At 73.2% G+C, this 13329-nt stretch carries 13 protein-coding genes; 11 read left to right on the top strand and 2 right to left on the bottom strand.

Annotated elements, in window-relative coordinates; translation table 11 throughout:
• Window positions 1-130: 130 nt before the first annotated feature.
• Complete coding sequence (gene ybaK / locus ACTOQ1_RS05930) at window positions 131-631, bottom strand: Cys-tRNA(Pro) deacylase (protein ID WP_440065026.1); 501 nt, start codon at window positions 629-631, stop codon at window positions 131-133.
• 99 nt (window positions 632-730) lie between these two features.
• Here ybaK and hisD point away from each other — a divergent pair, with 99 nt between their 5' ends.
• The 8 genes from hisD to hisF all read left to right on the top strand — a co-directional run bounded on the left by hisD (window position 731) and on the right by hisF (window position 6633).
• A complete protein-coding gene (gene hisD, locus ACTOQ1_RS05925) occupies window positions 731-2038 on the top strand; it encodes a histidinol dehydrogenase (RefSeq protein ID WP_440065025.1) in 1308 nt (435 codons plus the stop codon).
• A 132-nt stretch (window positions 2039-2170) separates the two neighbouring features.
• Window positions 2171-3241: a histidinol-phosphate transaminase gene (locus ACTOQ1_RS05920; RefSeq protein ID WP_440065023.1), complete on the top strand. Its 1071-nt coding sequence runs from the start codon at window positions 2171-2173 to the stop codon at window positions 3239-3241.
• A 5-nt stretch (window positions 3242-3246) separates the two neighbouring features.
• Window positions 3247-3864 carry an imidazoleglycerol-phosphate dehydratase HisB gene (hisB, locus tag ACTOQ1_RS05915; RefSeq protein ID WP_440065460.1) on the top strand — a complete coding sequence of 206 codons (618 nt, stop codon included), beginning with the start codon at window positions 3247-3249 and terminating at the stop codon, window positions 3862-3864.
• A gap of 49 nt (window positions 3865-3913) precedes the next feature.
• Window positions 3914-4069 carry a hypothetical protein gene (locus ACTOQ1_RS05910; protein WP_440065022.1) on the top strand — a complete coding sequence of 52 codons (156 nt, stop codon included), beginning with the start codon at window positions 3914-3916 and terminating at the stop codon, window positions 4067-4069.
• Window positions 4066-4701, top strand: a complete 636-nt coding sequence (gene hisH, locus ACTOQ1_RS05905; RefSeq protein WP_440065458.1) for an imidazole glycerol phosphate synthase subunit HisH — start codon at window positions 4066-4068, stop codon at window positions 4699-4701. The genes ACTOQ1_RS05910 and hisH overlap by 4 nt, the downstream gene beginning before the upstream one ends.
• Window positions 4702-4783: 82 nt before the next feature.
• Window positions 4784-5125 carry a hypothetical protein gene (locus ACTOQ1_RS05900; protein WP_440065021.1) on the top strand — a complete coding sequence of 114 codons (342 nt, stop codon included), beginning with the start codon at window positions 4784-4786 and terminating at the stop codon, window positions 5123-5125.
• 4 nt (window positions 5126-5129) lie between these two features.
• A complete protein-coding gene (gene priA, locus ACTOQ1_RS05895; RefSeq protein WP_362676282.1) occupies window positions 5130-5852 on the top strand; it encodes a bifunctional 1-(5-phosphoribosyl)-5-((5-phosphoribosylamino)methylideneamino)imidazole-4-carboxamide isomerase/phosphoribosylanthranilate isomerase PriA in 723 nt (240 codons plus the stop codon).
• 10 nt (window positions 5853-5862) lie between these two features.
• Window positions 5863-6633, top strand: coding sequence for an imidazole glycerol phosphate synthase subunit HisF (hisF, locus tag ACTOQ1_RS05890; protein ID WP_362676280.1), 771 nt, complete (start codon window positions 5863-5865; stop codon window positions 6631-6633).
• Window positions 6634-6657: 24 nt separating this feature from the next.
• Here hisF and ACTOQ1_RS05885 read toward each other — a convergent pair whose 3' ends face one another.
• Window positions 6658-7065, bottom strand: a complete 408-nt coding sequence (locus ACTOQ1_RS05885) for a nuclear transport factor 2 family protein (protein WP_440065019.1) — start codon at window positions 7063-7065, stop codon at window positions 6658-6660.
• Window positions 7066-7477: 412 nt separating this feature from the next.
• On the opposite strand from ACTOQ1_RS05885, the gene ACTOQ1_RS05880 reads away from it, so the two are divergent.
• The 3 genes from ACTOQ1_RS05880 to ACTOQ1_RS05870 all read left to right on the top strand — a co-directional run bounded on the left by ACTOQ1_RS05880 (window position 7478) and on the right by ACTOQ1_RS05870 (window position 13300).
• A complete protein-coding gene (locus ACTOQ1_RS05880) occupies window positions 7478-8743 on the top strand; it encodes an RICIN domain-containing protein (RefSeq protein ID WP_440065017.1) in 1266 nt (421 codons plus the stop codon).
• A gap of 139 nt (window positions 8744-8882) precedes the next feature.
• On the top strand, window positions 8883-10448 hold the full coding sequence (locus ACTOQ1_RS05875; RefSeq protein WP_440065457.1) for a protein kinase domain-containing protein: 1566 nt from the start codon (window positions 8883-8885) through the stop codon (window positions 10446-10448).
• Window positions 10445-13300, top strand: a complete 2856-nt coding sequence (locus tag ACTOQ1_RS05870; RefSeq protein WP_440065015.1) for a BTAD domain-containing putative transcriptional regulator — start codon at window positions 10445-10447, stop codon at window positions 13298-13300. The genes ACTOQ1_RS05875 and ACTOQ1_RS05870 overlap by 4 nt, the downstream gene beginning before the upstream one ends.
• Window positions 13301-13329 lie beyond the last annotated feature (29 nt).

The following is a 13329-nucleotide window of genomic DNA, read 5'->3' as shown; positions in this document are numbered from 1 at the left end:
GAAGGTCACCGCGCGCCGCGTCGGCAACCTTCGACAGGACCTGGCGGGGGGAGCGGGTCCGTCTTGCGGGACCTCGCGAGGCGGGTCTTGCGGGACTCGTGAGGTGGGTCCTGTGGGGCCCGCGAGGTGGTCAGCCGGTTTTTCCGATGGGGGCGGTGACGGCCTGGGTGAGCCGGACCAGCTCCGAGGGGGCGGTCTCGATCTGCAGCCCGCGCCGCCCGGCGGAGAAGTAGATCGTCGCGAAGCCGAGCGCGGAGGCGTCGACCACGGTCGGCAGGCGCCTGCGCTGCCCGAGGGGGCTGATGCCGCCGACCACGTAGCCGGTGACCCGCTCGACCTTGGCCGCGTCGGCCATCGCCGCCCGCTTGCTCCCCAGCGCCGCCGCGAAGGCCTTGAGGTCGAGCTTGCCGGCCACCGGCACCACCGCGACGGCCAGCCCGCTCTCCACCTCGGCCACCAGGGTTTTGAAGATCTGCCCGTACGGCACCCCGAGGGCGTCGGCCGCCTCCTCGCCGTAGGCCTGCGCGTTCGCGTCGTGCTCGTAGGGATGCAGGGTGAAATCGACCTTGGCCTGGGCCAGGGCCACCGTCGCGGGGGTTCCCTGCCCGCCCTTGCTCTTGCTCTTGCTCACCGGGGAAGCGTAGCGGCTGGTTAAAATCTACATAGTAAAGGCACCGTCCGGATGATGGACGGGACGATATCGGGTGGCGGACCTCCGTAGACTGAACGGGTGATTTCGCGTACCGACCTGCGAGGGCCTCTGCCCGAGGACCTTCGCGACGTGCTGCCCCGTGCCGACCTCGACGTCGAAGCCGCCCTGGAGAAGGTGCGGCCCATCTGCGAGGACGTGCATCATCGCGGGGTCGCCGCCGTGCGCGAGCTGACCGCCAGGTTCGAGGGGGTCGAGCTGGAGTCCACCCGGGTGCCCGCCGAGGCGATCGCCGGGGCTCTGGAGAGGCTCGACCCGAAGGTCAGGGCGGCGCTGGAGGAGTCGATCCGCCGTGCCCGTCTCGTCCACCGCGACCAGCGGCGCGCCGACGTCACCACCCAGGTCGTGCCCGGCGGCACCGTCACCGAGCGCTGGGTGCCCGTCGACCGCGTGGGGCTGTACGTCCCCGGCGGCCGGGCGGTCTACCCCTCCAGCGTGGTCATGAACGTCGTTCCCGCCCAGGAGGCGGGGGTGCCCTCCCTGGCGGTCTCCTCGCCCGCGCAGCGCGAGTTCGGCGGGCTGCCGCACCCGGCCATCCTGGCGGCGTGCGCGCTGCTCGGCGTGGACGAGGTCTACGCGGTCGGCGGCGCCCAGGCGGTGGCGATGTTCGCGTACGGCACCGAGGAGTGCCCGCCGGTCACCATGGTCACCGGCCCCGGCAGCATCTGGGTCGCCGCCGCCAAGCGCCTGCTCAAGGGGCGCATCGGCATCGACTCCGAGGCCGGTCCCACCGAGATCGCGATCCTCGCCGACTCCACGGCCGACCCGGTGCACGTCGCCGCCGACCTGATCAGCCAGGCCGAGCACGACACGATCGCCGCCGCCGTGCTCGTCACCGACTCGGTGGAGCTGGCCGAGGCCGTCGAGCGGGAGCTGCCCCGCCAGGTCGCCGCGACCAAGCACGCCGAGCGGATCACCGAGGCCCTGTCGGGGCGCCAGTCGGGCATCCTGCTGGTCGACGACATGGAGGCCGGGCTGCGCGTCGTCGACGCGTACGCCGCCGAGCACCTGGAGATCCACGCCGCCGGGGCGCACGGGCTCGCCGCCCGGGTGCGCAACGCCGGAGCGATCTTCGTCGGCTCCTACGCGCCGGTCTCGCTCGGCGACTACATGGCCGGCTCCAACCACGTGCTGCCCACCGGCGGCTGCGCCTGCCACTCCTCGGGACTGTCGGTGCAGACGTTCCTGCGCGGCATCCACGTCGTCGACTACAGCCGCGAGGCCCTCGCCGGTGCCGCCGCCCACGTGTGCGTGCTGGCCGACACCGAGGACCTCCCGGCGCACGGCGCCGCGATCCGCGCGCGTTTCGACTGGGAGGTGCCCTCGTGAGGACCTCCCGGCCCGTGCCCACCGGGCGAGCGGCGATCCGCGCGCGTTTCGACGGGGAGGTGCCCTCGTGAGGGCCTTCCCGACGGTGCCCACCGGGAATGTCCATGCCCGATTCGACGGGGGGATCCCGGCGTGAGACTCGAAGACCTGCCGATCCGCGACGACCTTCGGGGGCGCACGCCGTACGGTGCCCCCCAGATCGACGTCCCGGTCAGGCTCAACACCAACGAGAACCCCTACGGGCCCTCCGCGTCCCTGGTCGCCGGTCTGGCCGAGGCCGTACGCGCCCGGGCGGGCGAGCTCAACCGCTACCCCGACCGCGACGCGCTCGCCCTGCGCGGGGAGCTGGCCGCGTACCTGGGGCACGGCCTGGCCGTGGAGCAGGTCTGGGCGGCCAACGGCTCCAACGAGGTGCTCCAGCAGATCCTGCAGGCCTTCGGCGGCCACGGCCGCGTCGCGATGGGCTTCGAGCCCTCCTACTCGATGCACCCGATCATCACCACCGGCGCCTCGACCGAGTGGATCTCCGGGGCGCGCGAGGACGACTTCGGGATCGACCCGGACAAGGCCGTCGCCGCGATCGAGGAGCACCGGCCTGACGTCGTCTTCCTGACGTCGCCCAACAACCCGACCGGCACCGCCCTGGACCCGGCGGTGATCGCCAGGATCGTCGAGGCCGCGCCGGGCATGGTGGTGGTGGACGAGGCCTACTTCGAGTTCGCCCGCACCGGCACCCCGTCGGCGCTGACCCTGCTGCCGGACAACCCCCGGCTGATCGTCACGCGGACGATGTCCAAGGCGTTCGCCATGGCCGGGACCCGGCTCGGCTACCTGGCCGCCCACCCGGCGGTGATCGAGGCGCTGCTGCTGGTCCGGCTGCCGTACCACCTGTCCACGCTCACCCAGACGGCGGCGCGGGTCGCGCTCGCCCACGGCGCCGAGTTGCTCGGTGCGGTCGACGCGCTGCGGGCCGAGCGGGACGCCACGGTGGAGTGGCTGCGCGGCCGGGGGCTGACGGTCGCCGACTCGGACGCCAACTTCGTGCTGTTCGGGCTCTTCGAGGACCGGCACGCGGTGTGGCGGGGCATGCTGGATCGCGGGGTGCTGATCCGCGAGGTGGGACCGCCCGAGTGGCTGAGAGTTTCGATCGGTACCCCTGAGGAGATGGCGGCGTTCCGCGCCGCCCTGGAGGAGATTCTGTGAGCAGCATCACCGGCGGCGGTATCGCGACCGCGCCGCGTCGCGGTCGCGTCGAGCGTGTCACCAAGGAGACCTCGGTGCTGGTCGAGGTCGACCTCGACGGCACCGGAAACGTCGAGGTGTCCACCGGTGTCGGGTTCTTCGACCACATGCTGAACCAGCTCGGCAAGCACGGCCTGTTCGACCTGACCGTGAAGACCGAGGGCGACCTGCACATCGACGCCCACCACACGATCGAGGACACCTCGCTCGCGCTGGGGGCGGCGTTCCGCGAGGCTCTGGGCGACAAGTCGGGGCTGCGGAGGTTCGGCAACGCGTCCTGCCCGCTGGACGAGTCGCTCGCGGAGGTCACGGTCGACCTGTCGGGGCGCCCCTACCTGGTGCACAGCGAGCCCGAGGGCATGGCTCCCATGATCGGCCCGGAGTACGACACGACGATGACCAGGCACATCCTGGAGTCGTTCGTCGCCCAGGCCGCGATCTGCCTGCACGTGCGCGTCCCGTACGGCCGCAACGCCCACCACATCGTGGAAGCGCAGTTCAAGGCGCTGGCCAGGGCGCTGCGGGCGGCCTCGGAGCGCGACCCGCGCGCCACCGGGGTGCCCAGCACGAAGGGCGTGCTGTGACCGTCTCCCGTGCTGTGACCGTTTCCCGGGAGGGGAGGAGGACGCGCCGGTGAGTGACAACTGGACGGCCGTCGCGATGGCCTTCGTGGCCCTGTTCCTCGTCGGCGGGATCGTCTCATTCCTCAAACAGGGTCTGAGGAAGGGCGCGCTGCTGCTCGCCGCCCTCGCGGCCCTGGCGACCACGGCGGCGGTGCTCTGGTGGTGAAGAAGAAGGTGACCGTTCTCGACTACGGCTCGGGCAACCTCCGCTCGGCGGAGCGCGCGCTGGCCCGGGTCGGCGCGGAGGTCACGGTGACGGCCGACTACGAGGCGGCGATGGAGGCCGACGGCCTCGTCGTGCCGGGCGTGGGGGCGTTCGCCGCGTGCATGGCGGGGCTGCGCGCCGTGCGCGGCGAGCGGATCATCGCGCGGCGCCTGTCGGCCGGGCGGCCGGTCCTCGGCATCTGCGTCGGCATGCAGATCCTCTTCGAGACGGGCGTCGAGCACGGCGTCACGACCGAAGGCTGCGGGGAGTGGCCGGGCACGGTGGAGCGCCTGGAGGCTCCGGTCCTGCCCCACATGGGCTGGAACACGGTCAAGGCGCCCGCCGAGACCGTGCTGTTCGCCGGGCTCGAGGCCGACACGCGCTTCTACTTCGTGCACTCCTACGGCGTGCGCTCCTGGGAGCTCCAGGCGGGGCCGGGTTTCGCCGATCCGCTGGTCACCTGGTCCGAGCACGGTGTGCCGTTCGTCGCGGCGGTGGAGAACGGCCCGCTGGCGGCCACCCAGTTCCACCCGGAGAAGTCGGGCGACGCCGGAGCGCAGCTGCTCACGAACTGGCTCGGGACCGTCACGTGATCTCGCGGGCCGCGGGTGGGTTTCCGGCCGGAGGTCCGGCCGGGGTCTCGTCCGGGTTTCCGGTGCGCCCGGTGAGTTCCCGATGAGCAAGGAGCGGGCCAGGCGCAGGGCCGAGCGGGAGGCCGAGCAGGCGCGCCAGGCGGCTCTGCGCGCCGAGCGGGAGGCGCGGCTGGCGCGCCGGCGCGAGCGGGTCGGCAGGGTGGTCGCGCTGCTGCCGGGCAGGCCCGTCCGCATCGTGTCCCAGGGCGGCATCATGGCCCGCCGCCGCCGGACGCAGAACGGTGTCGCGGCGGTGCTGTTCCTGATCGTCCAGGTGATCGTCTGGCTGCTGTGGTCCTCGTGGGCGGCCCGGTTCGGGGCTTTCGTTATCTCTCTGCTGTTCGTACCGCTTTTCCTCACCCTTGTCTTCGACCGGAGGTCTTGAACCGATGTCGCTTGAGCTGCTCCCCGCCGTGGACGTCGCCGACGGCCAGGCGGTCCGCCTGGTCCAGGGCGCGGCCGGCACCGAGACGTCGTACGGCGACCCCCTGTCCGCGGCGCTCGCCTGGCAGGAGGCCGGTGCCGAGTGGATCCATCTGGTCGACCTCGACGCGGCCTTCGGCCGGGGCAGCAACCGCGAGCTGCTCGCCACCGTGGTCGGCGCGCTCGACGTCAACGTGGAGATGTCCGGCGGCATCCGTGACGACGCCTCCCTGGAGATCGCGCTGGCCACCGGCTGCCGCCGGGTGAACATCGGCACCGCGGCGCTGGAGAACCCCGCCTGGTGCTCCAAGATCATCGCTGAGTACGGTGACCGGATCGCGATCGGGCTGGACGTGCGGGGGACGACCCTGGCCGCCCGTGGCTGGACCCAGGAGGGCGGCGACCTGTGGGAGGTCCTCGCCCGCCTGGAGGGCGACGGCTGTCCCCGTTACGTCGTCACCGACGTCACCAAGGACGGCACGCTGCGCGGCCCCAACCTCGACCTGCTGCGCGAGGTCTGCTCCCGCACCGACAAGCCGGTGGTCGCCAGCGGCGGCGTCTCGTCCCTGGACGACCTGCGCGCCCTGGCCTCGCTGGTCCCGATCGGCGTCGAGGGGGCCATCGTGGGCAAGGCCCTGTACGCGCAGGCCTTCACCCTCGAAGACGCCCTCGCCGCCGTGAGTTCCTGAGGAGTCGCAGATGACTGTCGCGGTACGAGTGATTCCCTGCCTGGACGTGGACGCCGGGCGGGTGGTCAAGGGCGTCAACTTCGAGAACCTCCGTGACGCGGGCGACCCGGTCGAGCTGGCCCGCCGCTACGACGCGGAGGGGGCCGACGAGCTGACGTTCCTGGACATCACGGCCTCCAGCTCCGACCGGTCGACGATGTACGACGTGGTCAGCCGGACGGCCGAGCAGGTGTTCATCCCGCTGACCGTGGGCGGGGGGGTGCGCTCGGTCGAGGACGTCGACAGGCTGCTGCGGGCCGGTGCCGACAAGGTGGGCCTGAACACGGCGGCGATCGCCCGGCCCGAGTTGCTGACCGAGGCGTCGCGGCGGTACGGGGCGCAGTGCATCGTGCTGTCGGTGGACGCCCGCCGGGTCGTCGACGGGCCGCCGACGCCGTCCGGTTTCGAGGTGACCACGCACGGCGGCCGCCGGGGCACCGGCATCGACGCGGTGGAGTGGGCTCGCCGGGGCGAGGAGCTCGGGGTCGGCGAGATCCTGCTCAACTCCATGGACGGTGACGGCACCCGCGACGGCTACGACCTGGAGATGATCCGGGCCGTGCGGGCCGCGGTGTCGGTTCCGGTCATCGCCAGCGGCGGGGCCGGTTCCGTCGAGGACTTCCCTCCCGCGGTCGAGGCGGGGGCGGACGCGGTGCTGGCGGCGTCGGTGTTCCACTTCGGGCAGCTCAAGATCGGTGACGTCAAGGACGCGCTGCGCGGGGCGGGGCATCCGGTTCGCTGACGTCGTCGAGTGTCGCGGATGCCCTCACTCCACTTCCTCGGGTGCGAAGTAGTCGCGTAGCAGAGCGATCTTCCCGTCACGAAGGCGGAAGATCTGCACCAGCGACATGGTCGTGGGTCCGGCGCTTCCGTCGAAGGCGGTGTCGATCTCGGCGACGAACACGTCGGGGTCGGTGGTGGTGTGCAGCGCGTACCGGCTCCCGGCCACGTTCAACGTGCGGTCGGTGCGCACCGGCCGCTTGTAGTACGCGGCCATCGCCTCGCGGATCTCCTCGCGCCCCTCAAGGCGCCTGGGATAGGGATGGCCGGCCGGGACGAGCGGCGCCTCGATGACGCCGTCCACGGTGAACAGCTCGGCCAGTGCCGCGGCGTTCTGGGTCATGGCTCCGGCCCAGACGTACCGCTCGAAGATCTCCTGGGAGGTTTCGGGCACAGCGTGCTCCTTTGTTCGGGGGAAACGCGGGAATCGGCGCCACCCGGCCTGGCGGCGGTGTTGTCGACCGTACTGGATCTGTAGATCGCCAAATGATTTGCCGGCGTTACAGCGGGTTCATGGGCGACGTTCGGCGAGCGCGTTCCGCGAGTGGCTTTATGTGTCGCCTGCGATCTCGTCATGTCCCGGGGCGCCGTGTGGCGTGGTCCGCTTCCGCGTGGTCGAGCGCCTTGGCGGTACGCGATGGCCGGGTTCGGACTGGTCGGCGTCGCGGAACCGCAGTTTGGGGCGAGGCGGGGCGGCGTATCGTGTGCTGTGCCGGAATGGTGACGGCCTTGGCCGGGGGATATCATCCCCGGCGATTTTTCGGACGCCAGAATTTCTCGTCTAACGATGTCAGGTGCGAGTATATATGCCTGATCCAGCGGATTACAGAAAGAAGAGAGGATTCGTATGGGATCGACGCTTTCTTGATATCGGGAAATGCGCGCTTGTTATTACTCTGGGCGATCTGTTCGTCAACTGGACGACCGGTGACGTCGAGTTCCGGGTCGGGTTCTTCCTCTGCGCGCTGATCCTGGCCGGAGTCCTGGCCTGGTGGCAGGAGCGGGATCGGGCCGGCCGTGAGGTGGGGGCGGGTCCGGAGGCGGTGGTGCCCGTGTCGTTCGGGGTGTCGCGGCAGGGCGCCGTCGTGCTCTGTGTCGCCGGGGCGGTGGTGGTCACGCTGTGGGGCGCGGTCGCCGTGTCCCGGTCGCTGTCCGCGCCCGACTTCGAGGCGCGGGGGGTCACGGTCGTCTCCCGGTTCGCGGTGGGACAGCCCATGGTCTACGGCGGCGAGTCGGTGAAGCGGGTCCGGATCGGCGAGTCACTGGCCTACAAGGAGCCGAAACCCGAACGCAGCTGGGATCTTCAGCCTGTCCGGCACGAGGGGATCCTGCACCACCGGATCGTCAACGCCGAATCGAGGCTCTGCCTGGACGTGGAGGCCAGGGTCCCTCGCCAGTCCTCCCATCTCACCAACTCCCTGTGTGACGAAGCCTCTGACGGGCAACTGTGGCGTCTGATCGACGGCACCTCCCAGGGCAGGATCGCCTCCTACGGCGGCGAACTCTGTATCGACATCGATCAGGCGGTCCGCGATGCCGGGACCGCACTGGTCCTGCGGAACTGTTCCGACCGGGCCGGCCAGTACTGGCGGATCACCAGGGGCCTGCCGCCCGGCACGGGCAGCGCGATCGCCAGCGCCCAGAACGGGGACTGCGTCGACGTTCCCTTCACCGGCGGCCGGCTCCTGCGCTGGGACTGCCACGGCGAGTCCAACCAGGCGTTCACCTACCAGGAGGTCTCCCCGGGGCCGGGGGCGTACGTGATCCGCAACGGGTCCGGCTGCGTGGTCCCCCAGGCGGGCGGCGACGCGGCGGGGGTCGTCCGGCGGCCGATCTGCCCGAGAGGGGACCCTCCGGCCGACGCGATCTGGGACTTGGGCGCGCGGGACACCAGGCGCGAGTGGCAGTACTGGGAGATCAGGCATCGCCTGACCGGCCGCTGCCTCCGGGTGGAAGGCGAGTCGTACGAGACCGGAACGGAACTCACCCTCCGGGCCTGTGATCGCACGGACAACCACCAGCAGTGGCGCACCCCTCTATGGGCCCGCTACCCCGACGCGCCCCGCACGTGATCGGCCTGCGCGCGGGGTGGTTCGAGGGCTGGTCGCCGTAGCTGAAGCGCCCCTGCGGAAAGGAGCTCAGGGCTGAGCTCTTTGGCGTACAAAATGCCAGTGTGCGCGGATTTGACGGCATAAGGTGGCTCCGGTGAACATGATCGGCGGCTACGTGCTCAGGCGTGAGCTGGGCCAGGGCGGCATGGGCGTGGTGCACCTCGCCACGACCCCGACGGGGGGCCTGGCCGCGGTGAAGGTGATCCATCCGCAGCTGGCCCGCGACCCGGCCTTCCGGCGGCGTTTCGACCGCGAGGTCGCGGCGGCGCGCAGGGTGGCCAGGTTCTGCACCGCTCCCGTGCTCGACGCCGGGGTCGAGGACGGCGTCGCCTACCTCGTCACCGAGTACGTCAAGGGACCCGACCTTGCGCAGGCCGTACGCGAGCAGGGGCCGCTGACCGGTGCCAACCTGGAGGCGCTCGCGGTCGGGATCGCCACCGCGCTCCACGCGATCCACGGGGCGGGAGTGATCCACCGCGACCTGAAACCGTCGAACGTGCTGCTGTCGCCTCTCGGCCCGCGCGTGATCGACTTCGGCATCGCGCAACTCGTCGACACCCAGAGCCTGGCCAGCCAGACGATCCTGGGCACGCCGGCGTTCATGGCGCCCGAGCAGGTGCGCGGCGAGCCGCTGACGCCCGCGGCCGACGTCTACGCGTGGGGCGGGGTGATCGCGTTCGCCGGCACGGGACGGTTGCCGTTCGGCGGCGGCGCGCCGTCCGAGGTCCTCTACCGGATCGTCAACGAGGGACCGAACCTCGAGGGCCTCGACGAGCGCGTGCGCGCCGTCGTCGAGGGGGCCATGGCCAAGGACCCCGTGCGCCGGCCGAGCGCGCAGCGGCTGCTGGACGAACTGGTCGGCGGCCGGCCGACCCCGGCGACGGCCAGCCAGGCCGTCGAGCGCGCCTGGACCGGTGGCGGAGACGAAGGCGGGGGCGGCGGGGCGGGCGCGCCCGGCGGGCCGGCTGTGCCCGGGGAACCGGCCCCGCCCGGGAAACCCGCCGGGGCCGGCGCGGCGACCGGGAGGCGGCGGCGGTGGCCGTGGATCGCGGGTGCCGCCGCGCTCGTCGCGGTTCTGGCGGGCGGGTGGACGTTCTACGCCGGTCTCGGCACGTCCGCGTCCTCCTACCGGGCCGGCTTCGCCGACTCCTGGGCCGTCGGCGCGTCCGACGGCGGCAGGGCCCGGCTGGACGGCGAGACCTACCGGCTGACCGCCAACCCCGGATGGCGGCTGTGGAAGTCGGCCCCCTTCTCCGAGGGGCCCGCCGGGGGCGTCGTGGTCAGCTCCAGAATGCGGCTGGAGGGGGGCTCGGGGGAGTTCGGCGTGTGGTGCCGCGGCGACGTGGGCACCGGCGACCGCTACGAGTTCGCGGTGACCGCCTCGGGCGAGGCCTCGATCGTCAAGCGGCGCGGCGGGCGGGGTGTCGTCCTGCACGGACCGGTGCGGATGGGGAAGGCGGCCGACAACCGTGTCGTCGCCCGGTGCGCGCAGCGGGGTGAGCGGGTCGTCCTCGGCATGTGGCTCAACGAGGAGCCGGTGGGGGAGGCCGCCGACGCGGAGGACCCCTACGGCCCGGGGGCCACCGGCGTCTACGCGGCGCCGGACGCGGCCACGCCCGTCCGGGTCGGGTTCCACACGTTCGAGGTCCGCCCGGCGGAGGGATGAACGTGCGGTTCGGCGTGCTGGGAACCCTGCGGGTCGTCGAGGGGGAGCGTGACCTGACGCCCGGACCCGCCAAGCACCGCACGCTCCTGGCCGCCCTGTCGCTGAGGCCGGGACGCACGCTGACCGTCGACCGGCTGATCGCCGAGGTGTGGGGCGAGGAGCCGCCCGCCTCGGCGGAACCGGTGCTGCGGGTGTACGTCAGCGCGCTGCGCAAGGTGGTCGGCGGGATCCGCACCGTGCCCGGCGGCTATCTCCTCGACGTCGACCCCGACGAGGTGGACGCGCACAGGTTCGAGCGCCTGGTGAGCGCGGGCCGGCGGGCCAGGGACGCGGGCAGGACCGCCGAGGCGGCCGACGGCCTGCGTGCCGCCCTGGCACTGTGGCGGGGGCCCGCACTGGCCGATGTCGACTCGGCCGAACTGCGGCGGGCGTACGCCCTGCCGCTGGAGGAACTGCGGCTGACCGCTCTCGAGGAGCGCGTCGAGCTGGACGTGGCGCTCGGCCGCGGCGCCGAGGTGACGGGGGAGCTGCGAGCGCTCGTGGCCTCGCATCCCCTGCGGGAGCGGGCGTGGGCGCAGCTCGTCCTCGCGCTCGGCCAGGCGGGGCGCAGGTCGGAGGCGTTGGGCGCCTACCGGGAGGCGCGGCGGCTGCTCGTCGGGGAGCTCGGCCTCGAGCCGGGTCCCGAGCTGCGGGAGGCGCACGAGCGCGTGCTGGCGGGGGGCACTCCCGCGCGGGCCGTGCCGAACGCGCCGGTGGGGGGTGCCTCCGCGCGGGCCGTGCCGAACGAGACGCCGCCCGACGTCGCCGACTTCACCGGGCGCGAGCACGCGCTGGAGTGGATTCGCCGGTCCGTGCCCGTCGCCGGGACCGCGCCCGTCCACCTGGTGCTGCACGGTCCCGCGGGGACGGGCAAGTCCGCGCTGGCGGTTCACGCGGCCGCCGGGCTCGACTTTCCCGGCGGGCGGCTGCACGCCTCGCTCGGCGCCAGGACGCCGGGCGCGGTGCTGGAGGACCTGCTGCGCTCGCTCGGCTGCCCGGAGGGGGCGGTGCCCGCCGGTCTGGCCGAGCGGACGCGCCTCTACCGCAGCATGGTGAGCGGCCGGCGGCTGCTGGTGGTGCTGGACGACGCGGCCGACGAGGCTCAGGTACGCCCGCTGCTGCCCGCGGGGCCCGGCTGCATGACGCTGGTGACCAGCCGCTCGCCGCTGTCCGGCCTGGAGGCGGCGCGAGCCTTCGAACTCGGCGTGTTCGACGCGGACGAGTCCGTGGAGATGCTGGCACGGGTGGCGGGAGAGCGGCGGGTGCGGGCCGAGCCGCGGGCGGCCGCGCGGATCGCGACGCTGTGCGGGGGGCTGCCGCTGGCGCTGAGGATCGCCGGCTCCAGGCTCGCGCGGCGGCCGAGCTGGACGCTGGAGCACCTGGCGGGACGTCTGGAGGACGAGCGTGGCCGCCTCGACGAGCTCAGCGCGGGGGACCTGGCCGTGCGCGGCAGCCTGGCGCTCGGCTACCACGCGCTCTCGGAGCGGGAACGCCTGCTGCTGCGCCGTCTCGGCGCGCTGTCCGCGCCGCACGTCGCCCCGTGGGCGGCCACCGCCGTTCTCGGGGAGCCCGCCGGCCGTTCGCTGGAGGCGCTGGCCGAGGCGGGCCTGCTGCGGGCGCGCGGGCTCGACGCGAGCGGCCAGGAGAGGTACGACTGGCACGACCTGACCAGGCTCTACGCCGCCGAGCGGCTGGCCGCGGAGGAGGGGCCGCCCGCCCGGGTCCTCGCCGCGGCCACCGGGGAGATCCTCGACCGCGCCCGGCGGGCCAGGGCACTGCTCCTGCCCGCAGAACCGGGCTCCGGCCGGACCGTGGCCCGTACGGCGGAACAGGCCGCGGACCTGGACACCGCGCGGCTGCGGGAGTCGGCCCGCTGGCTCGCCGCCGAGCGGGGCTTCCTCGTCGCGACCGTCGCCGACCTCCGGCGGGCCGGCCTGGACGAGGCGGCCTGGCGGCTGGCCTTCTACCTGACCCCGTTCCTCGAACTGGGCGCGCACCGCGAGGACTGGCACGCGGTCGTGGAACTCGGCCTGCGGTCCGCGCGGCGCACCGGCCACCGCCACGGCGAGGCGCTGCTGCTGCGCTCTTCGGCCGACCTGCACCGTACGCAGGGCCGCCTGGAGGAGGCCGCCGACCTCCTGCAGCGTGCGCTTCCGCTGGCGGAGGCGCACGAGGTGCCCCGTACCCGCCACCGGCTCGGCCTGGTGCGTCTCGCGCAGGGACGGCGGCCGGAGGCGGAGGCCTGCTTCGTGGCCTGCCTGGCCGCGTTCTCGGCGGCGGGGGACCGGCGCGGCAGGGCCGACGCGCTGCGCGCGCTCGGCGGGGCGCGGCAGGCCGAGGACCTGCTGCACGGGAGCCTCGCGGCCTACCGCGAGCTGGGCGATCCGCGCGGCGAGGCGGCCGTCTCGCTCGACCTCGCCGGGCTCTACCTCGACCGGAAACGGCCCTCGGAGGCGCGTGAGCGGGCCGAACGCGGTCTCGGCCTGGTCAGGCGTCTGGGGGATCGGCTCCCCGAGGCCGCGGGACTGGTGCTCATCGCCAGGGTGGCCCTGGCCGAGGGACGGCCCGACGCCGCCCGCGGGGCCGCGGAGGAGGCGCTCGGGACGTTCCGCGAGTACGCGGACCGCCGGGGCGTCGCGCGGGCGCTGCTGACCCTGGCGGCGGCCCTGCTGGATCTCGATGAGGTGGCTGAGGCGGTTGATGCCGTATCGGGCGCTGTGGGAGAGTTTGACGCTCTCGGTGACCGGCACGGCCTCACCGAGGCCGAAGAGCTCGCCCGTGAGGCGTCGCGGCGCCGTGGCCTGCGCGTATAGCGCGCTATACGGGTCCTGAAGGTGGCCCG

It is taken from the genome of Streptosporangium sp. OZ121 (genome assembly GCF_051918885.1).
In the GTDB taxonomy this organism is placed as follows: Bacteria; Actinomycetota; Actinomycetes; order Streptosporangiales; family Streptosporangiaceae; genus Streptosporangium.
The sequence above is the reverse complement of the archived record's forward strand: the minus strand, read 5'-3'. Positions and strand labels throughout refer to the sequence as shown.